This is a genomic window from Campylobacter concisus (assembly GCF_050447445.1).
GTDB classification, from domain to species: domain Bacteria; phylum Campylobacterota; class Campylobacteria; order Campylobacterales; family Campylobacteraceae; genus Campylobacter_A; species Campylobacter_A concisus_BI.
Map to the genome: position 1 here is coordinate 209,471 of NZ_JALMFW010000001.1, position 25,550 is coordinate 235,020.

The window sequence follows — 25,550 nt, forward strand, 5'->3', positions numbered from 1 at the left end:
CAAAAAGGAGTGACATGGATAAGAAGCTAAAAATAATGGTTATCCAAGGCCCAAATATCAACATGCTTGGCGCTAGAGAGCCAGGAATCTACGGCGTTATGAAGATGGAGGATATCCACTCTCAAATGAAGATCGTTGCCGATCAAAATGATGTCGAGATCGAGTTTTTTCAAAGCAACCTTGAGGGCGAGCTAGTCGATAAGATCCAAGAGTGTTTGGGCGATGCTGACGGCATCATCATAAACCCAGCTGCTTACACTCACACATCTATTGCTATCCGTGACGCGCTAAGTGCGGTTGCGCTGCCGGTTATCGAGGTGCATATCAGCAATGTTTACAGAAGAGAAGAATTCCGCCACAAAAGCCTCATCGCACCAGTTGCAGCAGGCCAGATCGTGGGCTTTGGACCAGTTGGCTATCATTTGGCGATGATAGGCATGCTTCAAATTTTTGAACAAATCAAAGCAGTAAGAGCAAATCAAAAAGCACAATGAATTTCATCTTAAAGGACGAAAACGCCGTATTTTACGAGTGCGGTTATAGTTGCGATAATGAGTTTTTGCTATGCGTTGATAGCGTGAAATATTTTTTTACGGACGCGAGGTATTATTTCGAGGCAAAAAGCTGCGTAAATGCAGGCGTAGTTGTTCTTTTAGCGCAGAGAAATTTAATAAGCGAGGTGCGGGCATTTTTAAGAAAGATGAAGCTAAGCAGCCTCGTTTTTAACCCTGATGAGCTAAGTCTAAGCGAGTTTAACGCGCTTAGCAAGGGCTTTAAGATAAATTTCAAGCCAAAGTCAAATTTCTCTAGACTAAAGAGAATTTGCAAGAGTGAGGATGAGATAAAAATTTTAAAAAAAGCTAGCGAATTTGGAGCGAAATGCTTTGATGAATTTGCTAAATTTGTGCGTGAAAATGGCGAGGGAATGAGCGAAAAGGAGCTTCATTTTAACGCTTCACTCATATTTAGGCAAAAAAACGAGCTAGGTCTTAGCTTTGATCCGATCGTGGCGATAAATGAAAATGCCGCCAAGGCGCATGCACTGCCTGGAGATAAAATTTTAAAAAGAGGCGATTTGCTGCTGCTTGATGCTGGAGTGAAATTTAGTCGCTACTGTTCTGATCGCACCAGAACTGCTTGCTTTGATGAAAATTTTAACTTCTCAAAGGAGCAAAAATTTAAAAACGCCAAGATGCAAGAAATTTACGAGATCGTAAAAGAGGCTCAGGCTGCTGCGATAAAGGTCGCAAGAGCTGGCGTGAGGGCATGCGAGATAGATCTTGCGGCAAGAAGTGTCATAGCAAAGGCTGGATATGAAAAGGCCTTTTTTCACTCGACAGGACATGGCGTGGGAGTCGATATACACGAGCTTCCAGTCATCTCAGCAAGGAGCGAAACGCTCATAAAAGAGGGCATGGTTTTTAGTATAGAGCCTGGAATTTATCTAGAAAATGAATTTGGCGTGCGCATAGAAGACGTGGTGGTCGCAAGAGAAGGTGGGTGCGAAATTTTATGAGGCTAGCTGGAGCAAGAAAGATCGTAAAAAGCCGTTTTTGCCCTAGTTTTTTTGAAAAAAGAGAAGAGTTTAAGTATGAGGCGCTAGTTGGCATGGGTGGCAACATCGGCGATAGCGCAAAGAGGTTTGATAGATTTATAAGAGCGATTACAAGTGATAGCAGATTTCACGTGGTGGAAGTCTCGCCGATCCTTATAAATGCGGCGTTTGGCTACGAGGCACAGGCTGATTTTAGTAACGCTGTTATAAATTTACAAACATCTCTGGGACCTAGAAATTTACTAAAAATTTTAAGGCACTATGAGAGTAAATTTAAGCGCGTGAGGACATTTAAAAATGCACCGCGCACGCTTGATCTGGATATTTTGTATTTTAGTAAAAAAGTCTATAAAACGCCGCATCTTATCGTCCCGCATTCAGGAGCCGATAAGAGGCTTAGCGTGATCGTGCCACTAGGGCTTATGAGAGGTTAAAGGATATAAATGGCTACAAAATTTCATACTTTTACAGGTGAGAGCACTATTGAGGCTTTGAAAAAGGCTCAAGAAACGTGCGGCGAAAAGGCCATACTAGTTACTACAAAACAGATTCAAGCCAAAACGATAAATAAAAAGCCGGTTTATGAAATTTTAGTAAGTGTCGAAGAAGACGACGTGAAGCAACACCCAAAACCAAATGCAAAAGCCATAAATTACGAAAATGCCTACTCTAAATTTAGTAAAAACTACGAGCCGCCAAAGCCAAAATTTGAGATAAAAGAAGAGCCGGCTAAATTTGAGGCAAAGACAGCATCGCCAGAGCCTTACGATCCAAACGAGAGCGTGCTTTTAAATATCTCAGCTGCTGCAAAAGAGATAAGTACGATCGCAAATGTAAATATCGATGATGTCAAAGATAAAGAGTCAAGCATACCAAGCGGCATGAATAAAAAAATAGACGATGTGGCAAAGCAAGTAAGCGTGTTAAGCGAAAAAATAGGGCTCATAACTGACATGATCTGGGATGAAAAAGCCCCAAATCGCAACAATCTCTCGATCCCACCTGAGTTTGCTAGCATCTACAAGCTCGCAAAACAAAGTGGCATGAAAGAGGAGCATCTAGAGGCGATCATGCAAACGACGCTTGAAAATTTGCCTATTTCGATGAAAAGCAACCCAACCGCGGTAAAAAGGTACTTTTACTCGCTTTTGCGAAATATGCTGCCATGCAGAAAAGAGCTAAACGATAAAAAACAGCGCATAATGATGCTAGTTGGCCCAACTGGAGTTGGCAAGACGACGACTCTTGCAAAGCTAGCTGCTCGTTTTGCTTACGGCAATGAAAAGCGCTATAAAACAGGTATCATCACGCTTGATACGTACCGTATTGGAGCGGTTGAGCAGCTATTTCAATACGCTAAAATGATGAAGCTGCCTATTCTCGATGTTATCGAGATAGATGACTTTCAAAATGCTATAAAGCAGCTTAATTATTGTGATGTGATACTTATTGATACGACTGGAAATTCTCAGTATGATAAAGAAAAGCTTGAAAGGCTTGATAAATTTTTAAAGCATAGCGGCGCAAAGATTGATGTAAATTTGGTCCTTTCGGCTGGCTCAAAGGTCGAAGATCTAATAGAAATTTATAATGGGTTTTCATTTTTGGATATTGACACGCTGATAATCACCAAATTTGATGAGACAAAAATTTTTGGCAACGTCTTTTCGCTGATATATGAGACAAACACGCCGGTTAGCTACTTTAGCGTAGGCCAAGAGGTGCCTGATGATCTTGTGGAGGCAAAGAGCGAATTTTTAGTAGAGTGTGTGTTTGACGGCTTTACAAAGCAAAAGGCTAGCGATGAATAATCAAGCGCAAAAATTACAAAGTTTAGTCCAGTCTCAAAGCAAGAGCAAAAATACACATTTTGTTGCGATAACTAGCGGTAAGGGCGGTGTTGGTAAGAGTACGATAAGCGCAAATTTAGCAAATGTTTTATCAAAAAATGGCTACAAAGTAGGACTATTTGATGCTGATATTGGCCTTGCAAACCTTGACGTCATACTAAATGTAAAAATGGGTAAAAACCTGCTTCACGTGCTAAAAGGTGAGTGCAGCCTAAAAGATATCTTGATACCTATAAATAAAAATTTGATTCTCATTCCTGGCGAAAGCGGTGATGAAATTTTAAAATTTAACAATCAATTTTTATTTGAGAGGTTTTTGGATGAGGCGAGCGAGCTTGATGAGCTTGATTTTTTGATCATTGATACCGGAGCTGGTATAGGTGGTAGCACGCAGCTATTTTTAGAAGCGGCTGATGAGGTCGTGGTGGTGACTGTGCCTGATCCTGCGGCGATAACTGATGCATACGCTGTCATAAAGATCGTCTCAAGGTTTAAAAATAGTGAGCTTTTGCTTTTAAATATGGTAAAAAATGAGGCAGAAGCGACTAGAATTTATGAAAATATCAAACGTGTTGCTAATGCAAATATCGGACCTAGCTTAAATTTAGAGCTTATAGGATTTGTGGCTTCTGATAAGAATGTTTCAAGAAGCATAAAACAACGAACGCTTTTTACAGACGATGCTGCTTATGCTGAGCCTAGCGCTCAGATAAAACAAATAGCTTCGAATTTACTTTATAGGTTGGAACGAAAAGTGCTTAACGATGAGCAAAGCAGGAGCTTTGGGGGCTTCTTTAAGCGTTTGATAGAACAATTTTAATGGAGATTGAGCTTTGCGTGCAGAAAATTTTATAGCATTTTTTACGGTTTGTGGTTTTTTTGTAGGTATAGTTTTTACCTTGTTAAAGGTGAGTGAGCCTATCGAAATGCTTGTTTATACACTAGTTATTACTTTGTTTTTTTATCTTATAATTCACATTGTTATCATGAACTACATCGATGTAAAAAGGGCTTTAACTAAAATTTTTGATAAACAAAAACACGAAGAGATCGCAGACTATCTCATCTCTGAGCTAAATACTAGAGAAAAGCGCATGGAAAATATAATGGTAAAAATGACTGCTGAAAATTTTGATTCTGGTAAACGAAATGCACGAGTTAAAGCAAAAGCAGCTTAACGCTTATAAAAACACGATAAAAAAAGAACAAGACGAGATCGTCTTAAAATACATGCCAGCACTGCGTGCAATGGCGTTTAGACTTAAAGAGAGGTTGCCATCAAGTATAGATACAAATGACCTAATAAGCATTGGTGTTGAAGAGATGATAAAACTTAGCAGGAAGTATGACAAGGAGCAAAATGACTCTTTTTGGGGTTATGGCAAAAAGAGAATTTATGGCTCTATGCTTGATTATCTAAGGACACTTGATGTTGTCAGTAGAAGCGATAGAAAGCTAGTAAAGAGCATAAATAGTGAGATAGATAACTACTTTAATGAATTTGAAGAAGAGCCAAGCGATGAGTATTTGGCCGAAAAGCTTAATGAAGATATCGAAAAGATAAGAGAGGCAAGAGGCGTTAGCGGTATTATCACTATTTTGCCAATAGACGAGCAAATGGAGCTAATTGGTCAAAATGACGTCGAGAAAAGCATTGAGAGAGAGGATCTCATTTTAAAAATAGAAGAAGCTTTAAAAGATTTTGACGAAAGAGATCAGATGTTGGTTCAGCTTTATTATTATGAAGAGCTAAATTTAAAAGAGATAAGCCAGATCATGAATATCAGCGAGAGTAGAATTTCACAAATTCATAAACGTTTGCTTGATCGTATCAGGCGTAGCTTGGGGGTTTAATGGCTGATATTTTAAGTCAAGAAGAGATAGACGCGCTACTTGAAGTTGTTGATGAAGACGGCGATACGAGTAATATCGAGGTTGAAGAGAGATCGCAAGGCGAACAAAAACAGATTATTATTTATGATTTTAAACGTCCAAACCGCGTTAGTAAAGAGCAACTCCGTGCGATAAAAGGCATCCATGATAAGCTTGCCAGAAATTTGGCTAGTCAAATTTCTAGTGTTATGAGAAGTATCGTCGAGATCAGACTTCACAGTGTTGATCAAATGACTTATGGCGAATTTTTGATGAGTTTGCCAAGTCCAACTAGTTTCAACGTCTTTTCTATAAAGCCGCTTGATGGAAACTGTGTTTTGGAGATAAATCCAAGCATTGCTTTTCCGATGATAGATCGTTTGCTTGGCGGAACTGGTGAAAATTTTGAGGCAAATAGGGAACTAACCGACATTGAAGTAAATTTGCTTGATGCGGTGCTTAGAATGATCATGCAGCGTCTTAAAGAGAGCTGGTCGATGATAACTGATATGTACCCAAATGTGGAAGCCAAAGAGAGCAGTCCAAATGTCGTACAAATCGTCTCTCAAAATGAGATTGTTATTATGGTTGTTATGGAGATCATAGTTGGTGGCTCAAGCGGTATGATAAATTTATGCTATCCAGTCATCTACCTAGAACCGATACTATCACGCCTTGCAAACAGGGACATTATGCTTGGTGAAACAAGTGCAAAAAAAAGTAGAAACAAAGAGCTAAAAACACTTATCGGACGAGCAGAAATTTTATATGAAGCCATACTTGGCAAATCGATCATCAGCGTAAATGAGTTTTTAAATTTAAAAGAAGGCGATATTTTAAGGCTTGATAGAGGAGCTGATGATAAGGCGATCGTTTGTATCGATAAAAAAGAAGTTTTCTTAGCTGAAGTCGGACTTCATAGATTTAGAAAATCTATAAGGATTGAACAGTTAATACGCTCTGATAAAGATGAGATCAAAAATATCTTAGAAAAATACGAAGAGGAGCGAAAAGCAAAGCTAATGGCGTATGAAGCTAATGAGCGCAAAATGGAAGAAGAAGAGGACGACGAAGATGATGAATGATTTTTTTAATATATTTTCTAATGAATTAAAAGCTACTATCGAAGGACTTACGGGCAGAGCTCCTGAGGTTGGTGAAAGAAATGAATTTGACGCACCAACGCAAAATGGCATAAAGCCGCCGGTAGTGATGGCTAATGTCTCTTTAAGCGGCGACATCAATGCTAAAACAGAGATAGTATGCACTCCGGTTTTAATAAGTGCCATTAGCGAATGGATGATGGGCGAAGAGGAAATTTCAAAGAATGAAAATTTAGGCAGTGATGAGCTTGACGCTGCAAAAGAGATATTTTCAAACCTTTTTAGTGCTTTTAGTACATCTTTGGGCGCTCAAAAGGGCATGCCAAAGATAAATTTTGAAGTAATAAATGTAAATTTTTTAGATGAAAATTCTTCGCTTGATTTTAGTGTTTATGAAAAGCTATCTTTATTTAATGTCAAAATCGAAGATCTAAGTGAGCATATCGGTTTTGCTTGCGATCATTCGCTGATGAAATTTTTTGAGCCAACAAAGACTGAAGCCCCAGCTGCACCAGCAAGCACCCCTCACGTAGCTAAGGGCGATTTTAGCGCTGAAGAGATGAGAAATATCGGGCTTATAATGGACGTTAGGCTGCCTATTCGTGTTCGTATCGGCTCAAAAAGAATGCTTTTAAAAGATGTGCTTACCATGGATATTGGCTCAGTTATCGAGTTAAATCAATTAGCAAATGATCCGCTTGAAATTTTGATCGGCGATAAGGTAATAGCCCTTGGCGAAGTTGTCATAATCGATGGAAACTTTGGCATCCAGATCACTCAGATAGGCTCAAAACGCGAGAGGCTCCAACAGTTAAAATAATGAATAATGAATTAGTTAGCGATCTTTTAAATTTTCCAAACGTCTTAAAATATAAAAATAAAAATGTTACCTTCTTTGGCTCGGCTAGATTTGATGAAGAAAATTTCTACTGCAAAAAGGCTTATGAGCTAGCTTATAAGCTAAACGAGCTAGGATATGCCATCTTAACCGGAGGCGGGGACGGCATAATGAGAGCCGCAAACAAGGGCGCGTTTGATAGTGCAAAATCGCCAAGTATAGCCCTAAATGTGAGACTTCCGTTTGAACAAAATACAAACCCTTACGTCACGGCAAAATATCTCTTTTCAAATTTAAGCCCAAGAAAATTTGCACTCACCGATCGTTCAGTCGCATTTGTCGTCTTTCCGGGCGGCTTTGGCACTCTTGATGAACTTTTTGAAATTTTAGTACTTGCTCAAGTTGGTAGCAAAAAAGTAAAAATTTTTCTTTTTGGAAGTGAGTTTTGGCAAGGGCTTGATGAATTTATAAAAAATATGCTAGTTAGCCAAAAAACAATAAAAAAAGAAGATATAAATTTATACAAAATCACCGATGATTTAGAGCTTATTGTGAATGAAATTTTGGCTATTTAAAAATAAGATATAAAATATCCCCTTTTAAATTTCAAAGAGGTAAAAAATATGAAAATAATGGTCGCAATGAGCGGTGGTGTAGATAGCACTATGACGGCTAAATTTCTGCAAGAAGCTGGTCATGAAGTGCAAGGTTGCTATATGATGCTGCATCAAAAGCCAGGATATCACGAAGAAAATATTAGAAAAGTGAAAAAAGTAGGCGAGTATCTTGGCATAAAGGTACATATTTTGGATCTGCAGGATAAATTTAACGAGTTTGTCTATGATCCTTTTGTGAAGCTCTATAAAGAGGGCAAGACGCCAAATCCTTGTGCTTTGTGCAATAAATTTATAAAGCTTGGTGCGTTGCTTGATTTTGCAAAGGCAAATGGCTGTGAGAAGCTTGCTACTGGGCATTATGTGCAAGTTATTGATGGATTTATCACATGTGCAAAAGATCCTAGCAAGGATCAAAGCTACTTTTTAGCCCAAGTGCCAAAAGAGATATTAAAAGATGTTATTTTCCCGCTTGGGGATAAATTTAAAAAAGATATAAAAGAGCTTGCAAGAAGTGTAAAAGTGCTTGAAGAATTTGCTACGCAGGCAGAAAGTAGTGAAATTTGCTTTGTGGAAGATACTTATATCGAAGTTTTAAATAAGCATTACAATACAAATTTACCAGGAAACGTAGTTGATAAAGACGGCAAAATAATAGGTCGCCATCAAGGCTACATGCACTATACTATCGGTAAGCGCCGTGGTTTTGAGGTTTTTGGCGCCCATGAGCCACACTTTGTTATAAAGATAAATGCCGATAAAAATGAGATCGTCGTAGGAACAAAAGATGACTTGGCTCAAAAGGTAGTCGAGCTTGAAAACGTAAATTTGTTTATAGATAAAGATAAATTTGAGTGCGAAACCAAGATAAGATATAGAAGCCCTAAACTTGATGCTTTTGTTGAGGTTGATAAAGAGAATAAAACAGCAAAACTAATGCTAAATCAAAATGCACTTGGTGTGGCGCAAGGTCAGCTTTGTGTGATGTATGATGGCGATAAGGTTATTGCAAGTGGATTTATAAAAGGCTAGCTTTAGCCTTTTATAAAAATTTATTGGGCTCTGTGCGATTTTTTATAAATTAAGCTAAAATTTATTGACAAAACATATCTTTTCGTCTATAATACGAGCTCTTTTCAAGTGTTCCGGATTAGCTCAGCGGTAGAGTAGGTGACTGTTAATCACTTGGTCGCTGGTTCGAACCCAGCATCCGGAGCCATATATACCCAAAAATCCATTTTAAGCCCCGATTTTACCGATATTTCAAGAGCTTTAAGCTTTATTGGTTTATTAAATTGGTTCCTTATTTGTTCCCGAAATTTTTTAATATTCAAATTTCTTACCAAGCTTTCTAAGTTAATCTAAGATACTTTATTTTTGTTTTTAAAAATACGAAAATAATTTTTTACTCTCAATTACTCTAAAATACCCTAAGGAACCATAGGGTATTAAAAATTTTTCGAAAATTACTTAAAAATCATTCAAAAATGCAAAAGTAAACGAAAAGTTGCTGTAATTAGTTATGTAAGAACTAAGCAGAAGGAGAAAAATAATATGCTTAAACTATATAACGACGTAGGGTACAAAACGCTTCTTGAGCACATATCTAGCCAATATAAAGGAAAAGTGGTTTTAGACAGAAAGCAAACCGCAGGGGTTCTTGACATCGGTGTATCTACTCTTGATCTTCGTATATCGCAGAGCAGAGATATTCCACGTTATATCAAAATGAGAGATGCAAAGAATTCTCGCATGGCGTTTGCGATAACCGATATTGCAGCTTATATTTTTCAAAAAAGGGTTAAAACATGCTCTTAATTTCTATAGTAGATAATAAAGAAAAGGATCAAAAATGAGTAATGCCCTTCAAATAGGCGGACACAACATGGTCCTTTGTGTAAGAAGCGAGTTTTTAACCTTAAAGAAGACTGCAACAAGATATGAGCACAATGTTAGAGAGGCTAAGCATGCCTCTAAAATCGGATATCTTAGAGGTAACAGCCGAAATAATAGATACATAGTGCTTAGCGAATATAACGATAACGGCAATATGCGAGAGATAATTAGCGGAGATAAAGAATTTAACGATAAGAAATATATAAAAGCACTTTTGAGAGAATATCACGAAAAGATGAAAGCCGACTACGAAGCTCAAACTAAAATCTATAAAAACGGCAAGGCGGTAAAGAACCATTGGCGAAACAATATGGTTGGGTTTTCCTAAGTGATCATAAGTTTCGGCACCGAGCGTCCAAAGACCCCAAAGAAGGACTAAATCAAACCGAAGTTAATTTTGTTAATGCTCAAGTTTCGCTTGACAGAGTTCTTAAATTTGCAAGATCGTACTGTGCAAAATATGGCGAAAGTGTTTATTGATTAGCGAACATAACGACGAAAAGACCAAGCATTATCAGCTTATTTTTACGAACTACCAATTTGAAAACCATAAAAATCTTAGGTTTAACGGCAAAGGCGAGACGTTAAAATTTGACAGAAGTATGCAAGAAATGGGCGGAGCGGCATTTGAAGGCATTGCTCTAAGGGGTGAGATCGGCAGTAAGGCAAGACATAAAAATCTAAAGCAAATACACCTAGACGAAAAAGAGTTTAACGACAAGCAAGAGCTAAAAAATTAAAGGCCCAATTAAACTTAAGCAGATTCTCTCTTATCAATTTTAATAGTTTTTGATATAAGTTTTCCTGTGTAGTTTTAGTATTATATCTAAATTCGCACTCTTTAAGACGAAGCAAGAAATTCTCTTTCTTAATGCCTTTAAATTTAGATAATCTATGCTTGGCATATCCCAAAAAGTTTTCTATACCGTTGATATGATTTTTACTATTTGCTAATTCATTTTTAGAGTGCTTCACTCTATAATGCGCTTTGGCTCCGTAATCAACCAAGCCATCATAAGCCTTTCAACAATCAGAGTAAATAACGCTCTCGTCTAGATCGCTAAACTCCGATAATATCGATATTATTTCATTAGCAGAACAGTTTTTAACTATTTGGGTATAGACCTTACCGTCACGCTTTAACATTTCGAACACCAGTGTTTTATTTGCCGCGCTTCTGCCTCTTTTCTCAAAGAGAGCGCAAGCACAAGACTCCTTACTCTCTTAGCTCCAAAGTAGCTTTCGTCAATCTCTATTTCGCCTGAAAACTTAGATATCTTCTCACGCTCTTTAGACATAAGAATTCTTATTTCTCTAAAGATTTTACATAGGGTTACTTCTGAAATTTTAGTTAAATTCGATATCTTTGATGCTTCTATATCTTCTGCGAAGTACTTTAGAATTTCTCTAAATTTCTTCTCTGAAATTCGGGAACGGATTGTATATTTGTTTTTCATCGAACTCATCGTAACTTAATGCTCCTTTGCGTGAGCTTAAGTTAAAGAGAGCCAAAAATTATAAAGAAAAAATGCTGAAAGAACACACTCTTTTAGCAGTATTTTCTTTGCTTTCGGATGTCTTTCATCCCAGCTCTTCTTCAGTAGCGTGTTGTATAGTTTTTGAATTGGGTGTTAGGTATTCTTGCACCCATAAAACATTTTTTGGATATTATAAAGATGATGTTTTTCAAAAAAGAAAAAAATTAGGTAGAGTAGAGAAGGCTGAGGGCTCGTGGGCTGAAACGGAGAAAGAATGGTTTAATCTTTATCGTAACAAAATTGAAAAAGACGGAATCCCTGTTTTAAAAACAATAAATGCAAATGACGAATGGTTGGCTGAAGCATATATGAAAACAAACTATTCTAGTATATCAATAAAGAATTTTGAAAAAGCCGTAAGAGAATATGCGTCTTTTGTCGTAAAATTAGGAAAAGCAAATCTGAGCAATACTGCACCTAAGATACAAAAAATAAATAAAAATTTAAATATTTCTAATTGGAAGTATTTTGAATTGGGAGCTTTATTTAAAATTGAATCAACAAAAGGAAATAATACTAATAATTTAATAGAGGGGGGGGCGAGACGTTGCGTATATAGCTGCAAAAAAAGAATCAAACGGATACGAATTTATGTGGTCGCTTAATGACAATAAAGAATACATTTCAATGGGCAATTGTATTTATTCATACAACTTGAGCAAGGAAGCGCAGGCTACTCGCTGTATCAAGGATATGATTTTATCGGAATGAGTGGAAAGACTTCCTGTGGATACAGTGAACGCCTAAATAAATATAATGGATTGTTTTTAACCACTATATTAGACTTAGAAAGAAATAAATTTTCATACGGTAGAAGTTGGATAGGCGATAGGCTCCTAAAAACAAACATTTTGTTGCCAGCCATAAAAATAGACGAAACCGATTTTGAGCCAGATTGGGATTTTATGGAAAATTACATAAAAACACTAAAATTTGCGAACATTATTTAGATTTAATAAAAAATGAATTTGTGCGGATACTACATAATGCCGAAAAATATCGGAGCCGAAAGAAGAAGCAAAAGTTAAAGACGAAACGATAGAAAATTTACAGGATAAGTTAACTGTATTAGAAAACTTTAAAACGAAGGTTATTGGTTTTATCTCAAAAATAAGCAATCTAATACCGAATTTTAATAAGCTGCTAGATGACGAACAAAATGAGATAAAAGGTAAGATGTATAGTAGGGATGGGATGGAGATATAAGCAAGTTATCGGCAGCAAGAAATCTTTAATAGATTGTTATAGAGTGGGTACCGGTAGGACAAATTTTATCAAAATGACCAATATGTGATTTTGCTTTCAAAATACGATTTTAAAGACAAATTTAGCCAAAAGAGTAATATGCTAAATTTGCATATTACTTAAATAATTCTTAAAAAAATATACTAATTTTAAAACTAAATTTACATTTGCAGTTGTATAATAATCTCATAATTTTCAGTAATACCAGAAAGGATCAAAAATGGAAGAGATCGTAAAGACCACCTGTCCATATTGCGGTACGGGCTGCGGCATCGATCTTATCGTGCGAAACGGTAGAATCGTAGATGCCAAACCTAGCAAAGACCACCACGTAAACGACGGCGAGCTTTGCTTAAAAGGAATGTTCGGATGGGAGTTCGTAAACTCTCCTAAACGCTTAAGCCGACCGATGATGAGAAAGCTAAACGGCGTCTACGACAAGCGCGGAGAGCTTGAAGAAGTGAGTTTTGAGGAGGTTTATGATTTCCTCGCGGATAAATTTAAATCCACCGTCGCAAAATACGGCCCAAGCTCGATCATGGGCTTTAGCTCTGCGCGCTCAAATAACGAAGACAACTATGTTTTCCAGAAATTTTTCCGCGCCCAGGGTAGCAACAACGTCGATCACTGCGCCCGTCTTTGACACGCTCCTACAGTGGCAGGTCTTGCCAGCACGCTAGGAAACGGAACGATGACGAACGATTTGGTCGAATTTGCGACCGACACGGACGTATTTTTACTCATCGGTACCAACACGAGCGAGTGCCACCCGATCATCGCTATGCAGATGCAGCGCGGCCTTCAGCGAGGCGCGAAGATGATCGTCGTAGATCCAAAACGCACCGATATGGCCAAAAAAGCCGATATTTTCTTGCAAATTCCGATCGGAGCGAATATCAAAACGCTAAATACGATGATGCACGTCATAATTGCCGAAAATTTGCAAGATAGCGAATTTATCGAGAAGTACTCCGAGGGATTTGAATATCTAAAAGAAGCGGTTAAGGACTTTACGCCCGAGCGTTTCGAGCGAGAAACGGGTATAAAAAAAGAGCTCATCATAGAGGCAGCTAGAATGTATGCTAAAGCAGGCGCGGCGGCGATTTGCTACACGATGGGTATCACGCAGTTTAGCGACGGCACGTCAAACGTCTTTTCGCTATCAAATTTAGCCGTTTTAACGGGAAATTTAGGCAAAAAGGGTGCTGGCGTAAATCCTCTGCGCGGTCAAAACAACGTCCAAGGCGCATGCGACATGGGCGCGCTGCCTAACGTCATCCCGGCCGGCGCGGTAAACAGCCCTTACGCGCAGGAGCAAGCGCGCAAAGTATGGCACTTTGAGCTAAATCCGGTTCCGGGCTTTAAGCTAACGCAAGCACCGGATAAAATGGATAGCGGCGAGCTAAAAGTCCTCTACGTCTACGGCGAAAACCCCGTAATGAGCGATCCTTGGACCGAGCACTTCGTCCACGCCGTACACCATCTAGACTGCTTTATCGTGCAGGATTTGTTTTTCACAGAGAGCGCGCACAAGGCTGATGTGGTGCTACCTGCCGCGGGCTGGGGCGAAAAGGACGGAACCTTTATCAACACCTCTCGCCGCGTCCAACGCACTCGCAAAGCTAGCGAGCCCGTTAGCGGCGTGGAGCCCGACTGGAAAGTCGTTTGTAACATCGCAAACCGCATGGGGCTAGAGGGGTTTGATTTTGCGAGTCCTGAGCAAATTTGGAACGAGCTAAGGGAGCTTATGCCTAAATTTTTCGGCGGCATCAGCTACTATAGACTAGGCAAGCTAGGCGGTATCAGCTGGCCGTGCCCGGACGAGGACCATCCGGGTACGCCGGTGCTTTACGCAGATCATAAATCCATGCTGCCTGGCGATAAATTCCGCTTCGCGCCGGTACTTTACGTAGACGATAAAGAGGAGCGCGCAAAGGCTGAGGCCGAATTTAGAGCCAAGATGAATATCCCGGATGGCTACCCAGTCGGTAGCGGCGCGCTTAGCGAAGTGCCAGACGAGGTATATCCGTGCCTATTTACGACCGGACGCAAGGTCTTTCACTACCATACCGGCACGATGACTAGAGAGTGTCCTGCTCTTGAATACGGTGCTGGCGTAGAAGGCGCGCTCATCGAGGTGAGTCCCGATATCGCTCGCGAGAGAGAGCTGGAGGAAGGCTGCTACGCGCTCGTGCAAAACAAACGCGGCCAGATCGCGGCCAAGCTTCGCGTAAATCCGGATCTAAAAGAGGGTACGATATTTACGACCTTCCACTATAGCGAGGCCGACGGTAACGAGCTAGCCAATGCGGGCGATCCCGATCCGCTCTCAGGCATCACGCCGCTAAAGATGACGATAGCAAATATCAGGCGTCTAAGCGAAGAGGAGTTTATCAAATTTAGAGAGCAAAACGAAATGTCGATGCACTCGGCAAATCCGTATTTGTCTCCTATTAGAGCGTAAATTTAGGGCGGGAGACCGCCCTTTTTCTACTTAAATTTATCCATTTTTATTTTAAATTTACCAGCATTCAAATTTGACGAAATATCGCGTAAAATTTAATGAAGCTAAAGAAGTGTGAGTCAAATTTGACGCAGACAAACCGCGTCAAATTTGACGAGATTACTCGCCCCCGCAATCTCGGCGAGAGCGAGCTAAATTTTAAGATTTTATTTTAAGCCTATCGCCCGCGTAGTAGGCGAGCTTCCAGGTCGGAGTTTGTTTTAGGTCTTTAAAGCCGTAGCCGCGAGCCTTGACTCTATCGCCGTAGATTTTTTCTATCATCGCTGATTCGCCTACTAGCAGCGCCTTTGTCGAGCACATCGCCGCACAAACCGGCACCTTTCCTTCGGAAATTCTATCCTGTCCGTACTCTTCGCGCTCGGCTTCGCTATTCGTCGGTAGCGGACCGCCTGCGCACATCGTACACTTATCCATCGAACCTTTGGCTCCAAACACTCCCTCGCGCGGAAACTGAGGCGCACCGAACGGACACGCGTATAGACAGTATCCGCAGCCGATACAGATATCTTTGTCGTGTAGCACGATACCATCGCTCCTGATATAAAAGCAATCAACCGGGCAAACCAGCGAGCACGGAGCGTCCTCGCAGTGCATGCAAGCTATCGAGGTTGATATTTCCTTACCTGGTACGCCTTCGTTTAGCGTAATGACGCGGCGACGGCGGATGCCAAGAGGCAGCTCGTGAGCCTCGTCGCAAGCTACCGCACAGCCGTTACAGTCGATGCATCTATCGTCGTCGCAGTAAAATTTAAGTCTATTGTTATCGTTAAATTCGCTCATTTTACGCCTTTTCTATGCGGCATAGACCGCTTTTGGTTTCAGGAATCTGAGTGTTTATATCATATCCGTAGTTAGTGACGGTATTTGCGCTCTCGCCTACCGCATAAGGCTTGGTGCCTTCCGGGAAATTACCAGTCATATCAACGCCTTGCATATAACCCGCATAATGAAACGGCATAAAGATGGTGTCGGGTTTAACGGACGGTACCACTCTGGCGCGCACCTTAACCTTAGTACCTTCAGGCGAATGAACCCAGATGAAATCCCAGTTTTTAATGCCGTGTTTAGCCGCAAGTTCAGGGTGGATATCCGCAAACATCTCAGGCGTCAAGCGGCTTAGATACATACTAGCTCTCGTCTCCATGCCCGCACCGCTAAAATTTACGAGGCGAGCCGTCGTGAGGATAATAGGAAATTCTTTTGAGTAGTCCTTTGCTAGCTGGACGGATTTAAATTTTGTATCGACACGGTTTTGAAGTTTCTTATCCTCAAAGCTCGGATACTTCTGCGCTAGATCAAATCTAGGCGTATGCAGCGGCTCTCTGTGAAGAGGAATTTGATCCGCAAAAGTCCAAACGATCGTCCTAGCTCGCGCGTTGCCGTACGGAGCGATGTTTTTCTCCATGCATTTTTTAGCGATGATATTACTATCGTCATGTATCCAGCTGCCGCCTATTTTAGCCTTTTCATCTTCGGTTAGCGTGATGCCTAGCACCTTTTCGATGTTATCTTTTTTGATCTCCGGATATCCGCCCTTGACAAACGAATCTACGGGCGCGCTACCGTCTGCGGCTAATTGGCTAACTCCGTTATGCTCTAAGCCGAAGCGGTTTCTAAAACCCATACCGCCTTGCCTAACGGACTTGTTTATATCGTAAAGTATCGGGCTGCCCGGATGATCCTCCGTCCAGCACGGCCACGGCAGACCGTAGTATTCGCCTTCGACTACGGTGCCCGGTTTTCCTAGACTTGTTTTTTCGTCAAATTTATCCCAGTTTTCTTGGTGCTTTTTTAGCCTTTCCGGAGTCCAACCCGTCATGCCGATAGTTTTTATTATATTTGCGATCTCGCGCGTAGCGACTTCAGGCCACTCGATCTTACCTTCGGCGTCTCTGATCGTGCGCGTTAGCTCGTCATAGTAGCCTAGCCTTTTGGCAAGCTCAAACAAAATTTCGTGATCCGGCATACTCTCAAACAAAGGCTCTACGACTTGACTTCTCCACTGGCCGCTACGGTTTGTCGCTACAACCGTACCGCTGGTTTCAAACTGCGTCGCCGCAGGCAGTATGTAGACGTCGTCTTTTTTGTCAGTTATCACGCCGGCATCGTTTACGAAAGGATCTACCAGCACTAAAAGCTCAAGCGCATCTAGGCCTTCTTTTACTTTTACTTGTTGCGCGGTTGATGTGATACCGTTGCCGATTACCACTAAGGCTTTTATACTGTCGCCGGCATTATCTACGGCTTCGTTGCCGTTTTTACCGTCAAGCACGCCCGCCCACCATTTTGATAGCGTAAATCCGGGCTTAAACATCATTTCAGGCTTAACGAAATTCTTTTGGAGCCATTCAAAATCAACCTTCCACATCTTAGCGAAGTATTTCCAGTTGGCTTCGTTTTTTGGATAGTACCCGGGTAGCTCGGTCGGCAAATTCGCCATATCCGTCGCGCCTTGAACGTTGTCGTGACCGCGCAGAATATTACAGCCTCCGCCGCTAACGCCCATATTTCCTAGCACTAGTTGCAGGATCGGAGCGATACGGGTATTTGAGCTGCCTATGGTGTGTTGAGTTAGACCCATCGCCCAAACGACCGATCCCGGGCGATTTTTAGCGTAAACTTCGGTTATCTCAAGAAGCGTCTCTTTTTTGATCCCGCAAACATCTGCTACGACTTCAGGCGTCCATTTAGTAGCCTCTTCGCGGATCAGATCCATACCGTAGACGCGGTCGTTTATAAATTCCTTATCTTCCCAGCCGTTTTGAAATATGATATTCATCATGCCGTACATAAAAGGTATATCAGTGCCGGTGCGAATTTGAGCGAAATAATCAGCCTTAGCCGCAGTTCTCGTGTATCTTGGATCGACCACGATCAGCTTTGCGCCGTTATTTTCCTTCGCTTTTAGAAAATGCCTAAAGCCAACCGGGTGGTTTACCGCCGGATTTGCACCCACTATAAAGATAGACTTCGCGTTTTGGATATCTCCAAGATGATTGGTCATAGCTCCGTAACCCCAAGTATTCGCCACACCGGCGACTGTAGAGCTGTGTCAAAGACGTGCTTGGTGATCTAGGTTATTAGTCCCGAACATCGCTACGAATTTGCTTATATAATAGCTTTGTTCGTTGCAATCTTTTGCAGAGCCTAGAAACATTACTTGCTCTGGATTTTTTTCGCGATACGCTTTTAGTTTGGCGCCGATTTCATCAAGAGCCTCTTTGTAGCTGATGCGTTTCCATTTGCCGCCTACTTTTTTCATCGGGTATTTTACGCGGCAGTGAGAGCGCACCATATCGATGACGTCGCTGCCTTTACAGCAGTGGCCGCCAGCGCTTACCGGGTGATCTTGGGCTACCTCTTGGCGTACCCAAACGCCGTTTTCTACCTCGGCGCGCACTCCGCATCCAACAGAGCAAACCGTACAAACGGTTTTTACGATTTTAGAGTTTGGAAACGGATTTGCCATTTCTTCTTTTGTGGCGCTTCTAGTTACGTCGCTAGCAGCCAGCCCGCTCATGCCGCCAGCTACGCCTGCTAGCGCGGCCATTTTTAAAAACGATCTTCGCCCGACTGCATTTGAGTGGGGCATAAGACGTAAATTTGCCTCAGACATATTTATCCTTTCTTAAATTTTTATTATTTCGCTTGCTCGTAGTACAGATCCCAGTTTTTGCTTCTTTTATAAAGCACTTCGGTCTTTTTGCTTTTACCGTATTTTAGGTTTGACGCCGCTGCTGTCGCTACTCCGGCCGTAGCCGCTACAGCTCCGACTAGCCCCGCCTTTTTTAAAAATTCTCGCCTATTTTTTTGCATTTTCTTCCTCCATAGCTTTTAGCTTTCTCACTCGGTTTTTTTGCCTTCTTATGGCCTCAGATCTTGAAACTCCGTCCAAAGTCTTTTTGTTTTCGCCGTGATTTATAGGACGCGGCGCGTTTAAAACTACGCGCTCAAACTCGATAAATCCTTGCAGTAGTACCGCGACGTCTTTGTAAACTTCGCTGCTTTCGTGGTTAAAAAGATCATTTATAAACTCGTCGATATTTGGGTTTATGATCTCTTTAAAAAGTTGCTCCTCAAGCTCGCCGTATAGCTCCAGCTCGCTCTCTCGCGCGATAAATTCGCTCATTAGCGCAAACACGAAGCCTACGTTGTCTTCGTTTTCTTTAAATTTAGCCTCGTCGCGCCTAATGTCTGTGCGAGCTAAAATTTTACGCACTTTAGCGCAGGCGTGTCCGACCTCGTAGCCCTCGTCGTAGTAGGACAGCGAGTTTCTAAGCGGACTTGGCAGAGCGTGGAAAATTTCATCGAATTCATCCGCTAAATTTTGCGAATTTTTCTCGTCGAATTTTGCCTGTATGCGCATTATCGCGGCGGCCGATTCTTCGTTTAGAGCGTGCGCAGAGGCAAGGCCCAGCATCGCATTTACGCCGCTAAATCTATCGGCTTCTTGGCTAAAAACGAAAAAACGCGAAAATAGCGAGTAGTAAAGCCCGCGCCCCGCCGCAAATTCGCCCTTGCTAGTCATCGCCTTCCTTTATCATTTTTGTCTATTTTTTGAGATTTTTCTCGATTGTGAAACTATACTACTTTTTGACTTATTTCTTATACTTAAAAAAAAATAAATTAAAAAAATTAATATACGCTTAAATATGCCTTAATTGCATATTACTTACGGCGAATTTTAGGAGATAAAATAAATATGAAATTTCAGCATATATATTGCATTTACGCTTCATTTTGATATTTACTTTTAACTAGGCTCTTTTAACGGGCGTTAAACGAGTTTAAATTTAAAATTTGAAGTGAAATTTGCAAAATTTCAGGGCTCACTCAAGCCCCAAAAACGCTTCCTCATCAAATTTAAAATAAATATTTTCGCCGACTCTAAAATTTTGCGAATTCGCCGCCAGCGTTTTAATCAAAAAGTCGCCGACTTTGATTTTCACCAAAAGCTCTTTGCCAAGATAGAGCGAAACCGAGTGCAAAATACCGCTCAAGCACCCATCTACAGGAGTTTTGCTTAGCATGATTTTGCTTGGATTTACGGCGATCTTTGCGGCGCTACGCAAATTTGACGGCAAATTTACGATCGCGTTTTCGTCAAATTTTAAAACTCCGTCCCGCGCGTCGAATATATTTTTGTATTCAAATTCGCACACGCGCCCCTTGTGCAAAAAGACGTTTTCTTCGGCGACCGCGCTTAGCCATTTATCGTCGTGACTAGCGATCACAAAGCCGCAGCCGTATCTTTGCCGCATGTAAAGCACCGCTTTGCCAAACAGCTTTGACGTGCCCACGTCCACGCTATTTGTTGGCTCGTCGAGTAGATAAAGACGCGATCTAAGCGCCAAATTTAACGCAAAGCTAACGCGCTGCGTCTGCCCGGAGCTTAGCTCAAAGTGGCGCTTGTTTAAAAAACTCTCGTCAAGCCCGACCAAATTTAACGCCTCGCTCGCTCGCTCGTCAAATTCTCCCAGTACTCCGCGGCTTTTTAAAACGGCTTTAAAATTTTCCCTCACGGAGCGTTTTAAAAGCGCGGGTTCTGGTAGCAAAACGCTAACGTCGCGCAGTAAATTTAGACTAGGCGAGTTACTTCCCCACAGCCGCACTTCGCCTGAGCTTGGCTTTTGCAAAAACGACATCACTCGCATTAGCGTGCTTTTGCCGCTGCCGTTGCTGCCCGTTAGCGCGGTGATTTTACTAACGTCGATATCAAGGTGCGGGATGTTTAAAATCTCGCTCGCGCCGTAGTTTAGGCGTAAATTTCTAACGTTTATCACTTTGCGCCTTTCTCGTTAAATTTACAAAAAAGCTCAAATTTGACTCGCCTAGAGCGCATTTTGCGAGCGTAAAATTTCTAATTTTATCAAATTTCATTTATCCAGCCTTTTTAGCGCGTGTATCGTCAAATTTACGGCAAATGCGATAAAGATAAGTACCAAAGCCAGCGCTATACCCATGGCAAACTCGCCCTTGTTCGTCTCCAGCGACACCGCAGTCGTGATCGTGCGGGTAAAATATTTGATATTTCCGCCGATCATCATCGCCACGCCCACCTCAGCCACGATGCGCCCGTACGCCGTCGCTACGACCACCATCAGAGCATACCTTAGCTCGTAAAGCACGCAGCCAACGAGCCGCGGCGCGCTCAGGCGTAAATTTAGTATCGTTAGATAGTGTTTTTTGTCCATATTTTCCACGACGCTAGCGCTTAGCGAGATGATGATAGGTAGCGCCAGCACAAACTGCCCCAGCATCACGGCCTTTAGCGTAAAAAGCAGTCCAAACTCACCAAACGGGCCGTTTCGCGTGATAAATGCATACAAAATAAGCCCGATCGCAACGGTGGGCATCGCAAGCGCCGTATCGCTGAGCAGTCGCAAAATCCTGCGCCATTTAAAATTGTAAAATCCCAGCGTAAATCCTAGCGGAAAGCCGACTAAAATCGCAAAAAATATCGAAACGCTTGAAGTGTAAAGCGTCGCTCTGATCGCCGAATACGTCTCCTCGCCGCCGCTAAAAAGCAGCCTAAAGGCCTCTAAAAATCCGTTTAGTAGAAAGTCCAAATATTATTTCTCCATATGTTTATGTCGTTAATTTAATATGCTATAATAGCATACTTTTAAAAAAAGGATAAAAATGAAAAAAGTAATATTAGGCTCGCTAGTTGCGAGCGTTTTGGCGTTTGCGGGCGATAGCGAACTCATCATGGCTACCACCACCAGCACCGATAACACGGGGCTACTAGACGCGATCTACCCTGCGTATAAGGCAAAAACCGGCGTCGATATCAAATGGACCGCCGTAGGTACGGGCGCTGCTTTAAAACTTGGCGAAAACTGCGATGCAGACATACTTTTCGTGCATTCGCCAAAAGTTGAGAAAGAATTCGTAGAAAAAGGCTTTGGCGTTGAGAGAAAACCCGTAATGTACAATGACTTCGTCGTCATCGCTGATAAATCAATCGCTGATAAATTTAAAGGCAAAGATATAAAACAAAGCTTTGAGCTTATCAAAAAAGAGGGCATCAAATTCTTCTCACGTGGCGATAAATCAGGCACAGACAATAAAGAAAAAGGCATCTGGAAAAAGATCGCTGGTGAAGTCCCTGAAAAAGATAGCTGGTATATGCAAACAGGCCAAGGCATGCTAGCTACGATAAATGCCGCTGCTGAGCAAAAAGGCATTACATTTACTGACCGCGGTACTTACATTAAATATGAAGCAAACCAAAAAGGTCATCCTGAGATGGTCATCATCAACGAGGGCGACAACGATCTTAAAAACTTCTACTCTCTAATCGCAGTAAATCCAAAACACTGCCCTAAAACTGACATTGAAAATGCAGAGAAATTTATAAAATGGGCTACAAGCGAAGAGGGTCAGAAATTTATCGGCGACTTTAAGCTACTAGATAAGCCGCTTTTCACGCCTGACGCAAACAGTCGCAAAAACTAATTTTATTTACGCGCAAATTTGAGTCGAATTTATGGCTTAAATTTGCGTGATTCGGGTGCGCTTTGCGCCCTTTTTATAAATCAAAATTTATTTTGCCTCTTCTTCAAATTTAAACTCTCCGACGTTATTTTTAAACGTCTCAAAACATTTATTACTAACAACTTCGTCTTTAGTGTATGCTTGATATAATTTTAGTAATTCTAAAGTCGTTATTATTAATATACCTTCACTTTTTGCATAGCTTATTTGATTGGCATGTATCGGCTCCCTTTTGCCAGGCTCTATGTCACGTTGAGGGTTAACTATTAGCAAGCCTTTTACATTGCCAGGAGACTTGGTATCGTCTTCGGCTATTAAATCAGTTACATGTTTCTTGCACTGTGCTATATTGCTATTTTTGACGTTTGTATTTATTCCCTTTATCTCTACCATAAAGTTAACATCTTCAAATTCGAATCTAAAATCTTCTTTTTTCAAATCTGTAAAATGACTGTCTGTTAGTTTGAAAATATCTACTAAAATTTCCTTCGCTACACCAACTAGCTCATCCCCTGTTGAATATAGGATTGATTTGATTTTATTATTTTTAGATATTTCCTTTTCTAATACATCAAGCTGTTTCAATACTTCGTCTTTTTCACTCAAATAACTTCTATTACTAAAATATTCTATATTACTTATCCATTCTGGAGCTATAGATTTATGGTATTGAGATAATATAAAATCAAGCATAACGCCAACCTCATTATTATCTTTTATATCTAATGTTGTTACATATATGCCCTCAATATCCAATATAACATCTTTTCCACCGTTTGATTTTTTTAACGATCTGTATATAGACTCATCAAAAACAAAATCAGATAAGAATATGTCATCATCTATTTTAGTTACACTTTTTTCATATCTGATAGTTGGAAAATTGCGTATCATTGGCGATAAAGAATCTGGAAAATATTGAATTATACTAGATATTTTTATATTGTAAGTACTTATTGTCCAGCCATCGCCACCAATTTCTCCTGTTGTTATATTTTGTGGCATTATTATCAAAGTATTACTTTTTTAGTTTCCTGAAGTATTTTTGATAATAAGCGAGCAAATCCTTTAATGTCCAAACATATACTTTTATTTTTATCAAATTTCCAGAGCTGACCATCGTTAAAATCTACTATATTATAATCAAATTCATCAAAACTTCTCGGCTCGCTTATTTTGCTTATACAAAAATTCTTATCTCTCAAAAAGCAAGTGCGTTGAGTTAGTACTTGAATATTCATTTTATACTCCAGGTGGTTTATATTGCTCGCATAAATCTAACTTTTACATAGTTAATTTTATTTTTTGCGCTTAGAAAATTTTCCCGCCGAACATCTCATACATCGCTTTTTCTTCGCCCCAAATTTCGCGGTGTTTTTTGATGCAAGATTTTATCGCGCCCACGAGATAGCGCACGTCTTGCTCGGTGTGCGTGTAGTGCAGGCTCACGCGCACGAAGCCGGGCTTACTTTCTGGCATGCGCCCCTCTTTGATACCTAGCAGATCGTGAGCGTAGGGCCCCGCGCACATCACGCCCGCGCGAGTCTGGATGCCGAAGTCGTTGCTAAGGCTCGCGGCGAAATCATACGCCGAGACGCCGCGCACGTTAAAGGAAATTATCGGCAGCCGCGGCGCGCCCTTTGGAGCGTAGTTTATGATCTCGTCTATGCCTGCTAGCTCGCGCTCAAAAAGCCGCGCGAGCTCGTCCTCGGCACTTTTTATTTGTTCGAAGCCCACTTCGTTTCGCAGCGCATATGCCAAATTTGCCCGCATAAGCCCGGTGATAGGCGGCGTACCGCCTTCTTCTAGCTGCTCGGGATTTTTTAAAAATACGTGCCCTTCGCGGCTAGCGTATGCAACCGTCCCGCCCGCGGCAAATGTCGGCACGTCACCGTTGAACAGCTCCTTTTTGATCGCCAAAAGCCCGCAGCTAGTAGGTCCGCCAAGTAACTTATGCGGCGAGAGGAAAATAGCGTCGAAATAATCGCAGTCTAAATTTGCGTGCGAGCTCAGCGCCGCGCAGTCAAAAGCGACAATACCGCCCGCGGTCCTTATTAGCTCGCTGATCTTTTTATAGTCGCTGATGACGCCCGTGACGTTTGAGGCAGCGCTAAACGAGCCGATGATGCGGCGTCCGGCATTTAGCTTTAGGATGCGCTCAAGCGCAATCAGATCGATCTCGCCGGACTCGCTAAGAGGTACGTGCAGGTAGTCGCAAAACCCCTCGCGAAAGCTAAGCTCGTTTGAGTGGTGTTCGTATGGCGAAACGAGCACGAGCGGAAGCTGCGCGGCGCGTAAATTCGCCTCGCCGATCGCGCTTCTGGTCGCAGGCGGCAAGTAGATGCCAAGCAACTCCTGAAATTTCTTGATCGCGGCTGTCGCACCCTGTCCACAGGCGATGAGATAAAACCGCTCGTCAAGCCCAAGTAGCTTTTTTAGACTCTCTCTCGCGCCCTCATAGCGCCGCTGCGTGATGATAGCGCTGGAGCTACTGTCGGAGTGTGTGTTGGCGTAGGTTTTTAAAACGTCCGCTATCTCGCGCTCTACGGGCTCATAAGCAAGCCCCGAAGCCGCGAAATCAAAATAGTGCACGCCTTGTTTTAGGATGATATTTTTTCTTATTTCGTCTAAATTTGCCATTTTTACTCTTTAAATTTGATGCGGTAATTATAGTAAATTTTCGCAAATTTGGGACTTTTGCGTTGGAAATGATTTAGTAAATTTGGAGATTAAATTTGAGCAAGTCAAATTTAACCGCAAAGCGGCAAATTTAACTTGATAAAGCACAGAAGCGCGAGCCACAGAGGCTCACGACCATTTTATTATTTGTTTATAAAATTTTTCTCTAGCCACTCGATAGCTTTTGCTTCGCTCTCGAAGCGTCCGCTTTTAGCGACCTGATTTTGCCCCTCGTAGAAGCGAATCCTGATACCGTCTTGGACGCTATCTACCTTTATTCTAGTGATCTTGTCTTTGTTTAGATAGACCCTATCGTTTAGTTTTACATACATTTTT

28 protein-coding genes, 1 tRNA gene and 1 pseudogene are annotated in these 25,550 nt (G+C 41.5%); 19 read left to right on the forward strand and 11 right to left on the reverse strand.

Translation table 11 applies throughout. The features are described 5' to 3' along the window. Positions 1 to 14 precede the first annotated feature (14 nt). The 15 genes from aroQ (at position 15) to MTT30_RS01115 (ending at position 10,468) form a co-directional block, all read left to right on the forward strand. Positions 15 to 494 carry a type II 3-dehydroquinate dehydratase gene (gene aroQ / locus MTT30_RS01045; RefSeq protein WP_004317604.1) on the forward strand — a complete coding sequence of 160 codons (480 nt, stop codon included), beginning with the start codon at positions 15 to 17 and terminating at the stop codon, positions 492 to 494. Then, a complete protein-coding gene (locus tag MTT30_RS01050; protein WP_429800682.1) occupies positions 491 to 1,516 on the forward strand; it encodes a M24 family metallopeptidase in 1,026 nt (341 codons plus the stop codon). Before aroQ ends, MTT30_RS01050 begins: the two co-directional genes overlap by 4 nt. Next, positions 1,513 to 1,989: a 2-amino-4-hydroxy-6-hydroxymethyldihydropteridine diphosphokinase gene (gene folK, locus MTT30_RS01055; protein ID WP_429800683.1), complete on the forward strand. Its 477-nt coding sequence runs from the start codon at positions 1,513 to 1,515 to the stop codon at positions 1,987 to 1,989. The genes MTT30_RS01050 and folK overlap by 4 nt, the downstream gene beginning before the upstream one ends. 9 nt (positions 1,990 to 1,998) lie before the next feature. Next, complete coding sequence (gene flhF, locus MTT30_RS01060) at positions 1,999 to 3,366, forward strand: flagellar biosynthesis protein FlhF (RefSeq protein ID WP_429800684.1); 1,368 nt, start codon at positions 1,999 to 2,001, stop codon at positions 3,364 to 3,366. Further along, entirely contained in the window at positions 3,359 to 4,225 is an 867-nt protein-coding gene (locus MTT30_RS01065) for a P-loop NTPase (protein ID WP_429800685.1), read from the forward strand. Before flhF ends, MTT30_RS01065 begins: the two co-directional genes overlap by 8 nt. Positions 4,226 to 4,238: 13 nt before the next feature. Further along, complete coding sequence (locus MTT30_RS01070; protein WP_021090750.1) at positions 4,239 to 4,583, forward strand: hypothetical protein; 345 nt, start codon at positions 4,239 to 4,241, stop codon at positions 4,581 to 4,583. Beyond that, the gene (locus MTT30_RS01075) at positions 4,555 to 5,259 is read left to right on the forward strand and encodes an RNA polymerase sigma factor FliA (RefSeq protein ID WP_021090868.1); all 705 of its coding nucleotides are present in this window, start codon (positions 4,555 to 4,557) and stop codon (positions 5,257 to 5,259) included. Before MTT30_RS01070 ends, MTT30_RS01075 begins: the two co-directional genes overlap by 29 nt. Next, a complete protein-coding gene (fliM, locus tag MTT30_RS01080) occupies positions 5,259 to 6,362 on the forward strand; it encodes a flagellar motor switch protein FliM (protein WP_054196277.1) in 1,104 nt (367 codons plus the stop codon). Before MTT30_RS01075 ends, fliM begins: the two co-directional genes overlap by 1 nt. Further along, the gene (gene fliY / locus MTT30_RS01085) at positions 6,352 to 7,200 is read left to right on the forward strand and encodes a flagellar motor switch protein FliY (protein WP_429800686.1); all 849 of its coding nucleotides are present in this window, start codon (positions 6,352 to 6,354) and stop codon (positions 7,198 to 7,200) included. Before fliM ends, fliY begins: the two co-directional genes overlap by 11 nt. Further along, positions 7,200 to 7,793 carry a TIGR00730 family Rossman fold protein gene (locus tag MTT30_RS01090; RefSeq protein WP_429800687.1) on the forward strand — a complete coding sequence of 198 codons (594 nt, stop codon included), beginning with the start codon at positions 7,200 to 7,202 and terminating at the stop codon, positions 7,791 to 7,793. Before fliY ends, MTT30_RS01090 begins: the two co-directional genes overlap by 1 nt. A gap of 48 nt (positions 7,794 to 7,841) precedes the next feature. Further along, positions 7,842 to 8,864 (forward strand): tRNA 2-thiouridine(34) synthase MnmA, encoded by a 1,023-nt coding sequence (gene mnmA, locus MTT30_RS01095; RefSeq protein ID WP_429800688.1) that lies wholly within the window; start codon positions 7,842 to 7,844, stop codon positions 8,862 to 8,864. Between the two features lie 112 nt (positions 8,865 to 8,976). Continuing rightward, positions 8,977 to 9,051 (forward strand) — tRNA-Asn (locus MTT30_RS01100). 335 nt (positions 9,052 to 9,386) lie between these two features. Continuing rightward, positions 9,387 to 9,650: a hypothetical protein gene (locus MTT30_RS01105; RefSeq protein WP_054196281.1), complete on the forward strand. Its 264-nt coding sequence runs from the start codon at positions 9,387 to 9,389 to the stop codon at positions 9,648 to 9,650. Positions 9,651 to 9,684: 34 nt separating this feature from the next. Further along, a complete protein-coding gene (locus tag MTT30_RS01110; protein ID WP_429800689.1) occupies positions 9,685 to 10,056 on the forward strand; it encodes a hypothetical protein in 372 nt (123 codons plus the stop codon). Positions 10,057 to 10,204: 148 nt separating this feature from the next. Further along, positions 10,205 to 10,468, forward strand: coding sequence for a hypothetical protein (locus tag MTT30_RS01115; protein ID WP_429800690.1), 264 nt, complete (start codon positions 10,205 to 10,207; stop codon positions 10,466 to 10,468). On the opposite strand, the pseudogene MTT30_RS01120 reads toward MTT30_RS01115, so the two are convergent. Beyond that, positions 10,440 to 11,194: pseudogene (locus MTT30_RS01120) on the reverse strand (IS1595 family transposase). The gene MTT30_RS01115 and the pseudogene MTT30_RS01120 sit on opposite strands and share 29 nt — an antisense overlap. A 17-nt stretch (positions 11,195 to 11,211) precedes the next feature. Between MTT30_RS01120 and MTT30_RS01125 the strand changes: the two are divergent. The 3 genes from MTT30_RS01125 (at position 11,212) to MTT30_RS01135 (ending at position 14,975) form a co-directional block, all read left to right on the forward strand. Further along, positions 11,212 to 11,871 (forward strand): hypothetical protein, encoded by a 660-nt coding sequence (locus MTT30_RS01125; RefSeq protein ID WP_429800691.1) that lies wholly within the window; start codon positions 11,212 to 11,214, stop codon positions 11,869 to 11,871. A 102-nt stretch (positions 11,872 to 11,973) separates the two neighbouring features. Next, positions 11,974 to 12,216 (forward strand): hypothetical protein, encoded by a 243-nt coding sequence (locus MTT30_RS01130; RefSeq protein ID WP_429800692.1) that lies wholly within the window; start codon positions 11,974 to 11,976, stop codon positions 12,214 to 12,216. A 515-nt stretch (positions 12,217 to 12,731) separates the two neighbouring features. Continuing rightward, positions 12,732 to 14,975 (forward strand): molybdopterin oxidoreductase family protein, encoded by a 2,244-nt coding sequence (locus tag MTT30_RS01135; protein WP_429800693.1) that lies wholly within the window; start codon positions 12,732 to 12,734, stop codon positions 14,973 to 14,975. Between the two features lie 198 nt (positions 14,976 to 15,173). On the opposite strand, the gene fdh3B is transcribed toward MTT30_RS01135, so the two are convergent. The 6 genes from fdh3B to tupB form a co-directional block, all read right to left on the reverse strand. Next, positions 15,174 to 15,815: a formate dehydrogenase FDH3 subunit beta gene (fdh3B, locus tag MTT30_RS01140; protein ID WP_103604462.1), complete on the reverse strand. Its 642-nt coding sequence runs from the start codon at positions 15,813 to 15,815 to the stop codon at positions 15,174 to 15,176. 1 nt (position 15,816) lies between these two features. Next, positions 15,817 to 18,627, reverse strand: coding sequence for a molybdopterin-dependent oxidoreductase (locus tag MTT30_RS01145; protein WP_429801797.1), 2,811 nt, complete (start codon positions 18,625 to 18,627; stop codon positions 15,817 to 15,819). Positions 18,628 to 18,674: 47 nt separating this feature from the next. Continuing rightward, positions 18,675 to 18,851: a twin-arginine translocation signal domain-containing protein gene (locus MTT30_RS01150; RefSeq protein WP_009496297.1), complete on the reverse strand. Its 177-nt coding sequence runs from the start codon at positions 18,849 to 18,851 to the stop codon at positions 18,675 to 18,677. After that, positions 18,838 to 19,563: a TorD/DmsD family molecular chaperone gene (locus tag MTT30_RS01155; RefSeq protein WP_429800694.1), complete on the reverse strand. Its 726-nt coding sequence runs from the start codon at positions 19,561 to 19,563 to the stop codon at positions 18,838 to 18,840. Before MTT30_RS01155 ends, MTT30_RS01150 begins: the two co-directional genes overlap by 14 nt. A gap of 301 nt (positions 19,564 to 19,864) precedes the next feature. Then, positions 19,865 to 20,818, reverse strand: a complete 954-nt coding sequence (tupC, locus tag MTT30_RS01160) for a tungstate ABC transporter ATP-binding protein TupC (protein WP_429800695.1) — start codon at positions 20,816 to 20,818, stop codon at positions 19,865 to 19,867. 93 nt (positions 20,819 to 20,911) lie between these two features. Beyond that, positions 20,912 to 21,604: a tungstate ABC transporter permease TupB gene (gene tupB, locus MTT30_RS01165; protein ID WP_429800696.1), complete on the reverse strand. Its 693-nt coding sequence runs from the start codon at positions 21,602 to 21,604 to the stop codon at positions 20,912 to 20,914. Positions 21,605 to 21,677: 73 nt separating this feature from the next. Here tupB and tupA point away from each other — a divergent pair, with 73 nt between their 5' ends. Beyond that, positions 21,678 to 22,496 carry a tungstate ABC transporter substrate-binding protein TupA gene (gene tupA, locus MTT30_RS01170; protein WP_429800697.1) on the forward strand — a complete coding sequence of 273 codons (819 nt, stop codon included), beginning with the start codon at positions 21,678 to 21,680 and terminating at the stop codon, positions 22,494 to 22,496. A gap of 87 nt (positions 22,497 to 22,583) precedes the next feature. Here tupA and MTT30_RS01175 read toward each other — a convergent pair whose 3' ends face one another. From MTT30_RS01175 to MTT30_RS01190, 4 genes are all read right to left on the reverse strand, one after another. Next, positions 22,584 to 23,549 carry a hypothetical protein gene (locus MTT30_RS01175; protein WP_429800698.1) on the reverse strand — a complete coding sequence of 322 codons (966 nt, stop codon included), beginning with the start codon at positions 23,547 to 23,549 and terminating at the stop codon, positions 22,584 to 22,586. Beyond that, a complete protein-coding gene (locus MTT30_RS01180; protein WP_429800699.1) occupies positions 23,546 to 23,776 on the reverse strand; it encodes a hypothetical protein in 231 nt (76 codons plus the stop codon). The genes MTT30_RS01175 and MTT30_RS01180 overlap by 4 nt, the downstream gene beginning before the upstream one ends. A gap of 70 nt (positions 23,777 to 23,846) precedes the next feature. After that, on the reverse strand, positions 23,847 to 25,175 hold the full coding sequence (locus MTT30_RS01185) for an aminotransferase class V-fold PLP-dependent enzyme (protein WP_429800700.1): 1,329 nt from the start codon (positions 25,173 to 25,175) through the stop codon (positions 23,847 to 23,849). 182 nt (positions 25,176 to 25,357) lie between these two features. Next, complete coding sequence (locus MTT30_RS01190) at positions 25,358 to 25,546, reverse strand: hypothetical protein (RefSeq protein ID WP_004320751.1); 189 nt, start codon at positions 25,544 to 25,546, stop codon at positions 25,358 to 25,360. Positions 25,547 to 25,550: the final 4 nt, after the last annotated feature.

Bases quoted from the DNA above. Each gene is read 5' to 3' on its own strand.
- MTT30_RS01185 (WP_429800700.1), bottom strand. From the start codon at position 25,175: ATGGCAAATTTAGACGAAATAAGAAAAAATATCATCCTAAAACAAGGC.
- flhF (WP_429800684.1), top strand. From the start codon at position 1,999: ATGGCTACAAAATTTCATACTTTTACAGGTGAGAGCACTATTGAGGCT.
- aroQ (WP_004317604.1), top strand. From the start codon at position 15: ATGGATAAGAAGCTAAAAATAATGGTTATCCAAGGCCCAAATATCAAC.
- folK (WP_429800683.1), top strand. From the start codon at position 1,513: ATGAGGCTAGCTGGAGCAAGAAAGATCGTAAAAAGCCGTTTTTGCCCT.
- MTT30_RS01190 (WP_004320751.1), bottom strand. From the start codon at position 25,546: ATGTATGTAAAACTAAACGATAGGGTCTATCTAAACAAAGACAAGATC.
- MTT30_RS01180 (WP_429800699.1), bottom strand. From the start codon at position 23,776: ATGAATATTCAAGTACTAACTCAACGCACTTGCTTTTTGAGAGATAAG.
- MTT30_RS01150 (WP_009496297.1), bottom strand. From the start codon at position 18,851: ATGCAAAAAAATAGGCGAGAATTTTTAAAAAAGGCGGGGCTAGTCGGA.
- mnmA (WP_429800688.1), top strand. From the start codon at position 7,842: ATGAAAATAATGGTCGCAATGAGCGGTGGTGTAGATAGCACTATGACG.
- fliM (WP_054196277.1), top strand. From the start codon at position 5,259: ATGGCTGATATTTTAAGTCAAGAAGAGATAGACGCGCTACTTGAAGTT.
- tupA (WP_429800697.1), top strand. From the start codon at position 21,678: ATGAAAAAAGTAATATTAGGCTCGCTAGTTGCGAGCGTTTTGGCGTTT.
- MTT30_RS01090 (WP_429800687.1), top strand. From the start codon at position 7,200: ATGAATAATGAATTAGTTAGCGATCTTTTAAATTTTCCAAACGTCTTA.
- MTT30_RS01065 (WP_429800685.1), top strand. From the start codon at position 3,359: ATGAATAATCAAGCGCAAAAATTACAAAGTTTAGTCCAGTCTCAAAGC.
- MTT30_RS01110 (WP_429800689.1), top strand. From the start codon at position 9,685: ATGAGTAATGCCCTTCAAATAGGCGGACACAACATGGTCCTTTGTGTA.
- MTT30_RS01075 (WP_021090868.1), top strand. From the start codon at position 4,555: ATGCACGAGTTAAAGCAAAAGCAGCTTAACGCTTATAAAAACACGATA.
- fliY (WP_429800686.1), top strand. From the start codon at position 6,352: ATGATGAATGATTTTTTTAATATATTTTCTAATGAATTAAAAGCTACT.
- MTT30_RS01050 (WP_429800682.1), top strand. From the start codon at position 491: ATGAATTTCATCTTAAAGGACGAAAACGCCGTATTTTACGAGTGCGGT.
- MTT30_RS01105 (WP_054196281.1), top strand. From the start codon at position 9,387: ATGCTTAAACTATATAACGACGTAGGGTACAAAACGCTTCTTGAGCAC.
- MTT30_RS01155 (WP_429800694.1), bottom strand. From the start codon at position 19,563: ATGACTAGCAAGGGCGAATTTGCGGCGGGGCGCGGGCTTTACTACTCG.
- MTT30_RS01130 (WP_429800692.1), top strand. From the start codon at position 11,974: ATGAGTGGAAAGACTTCCTGTGGATACAGTGAACGCCTAAATAAATAT.
- fdh3B (WP_103604462.1), bottom strand. From the start codon at position 15,815: ATGAGCGAATTTAACGATAACAATAGACTTAAATTTTACTGCGACGAC.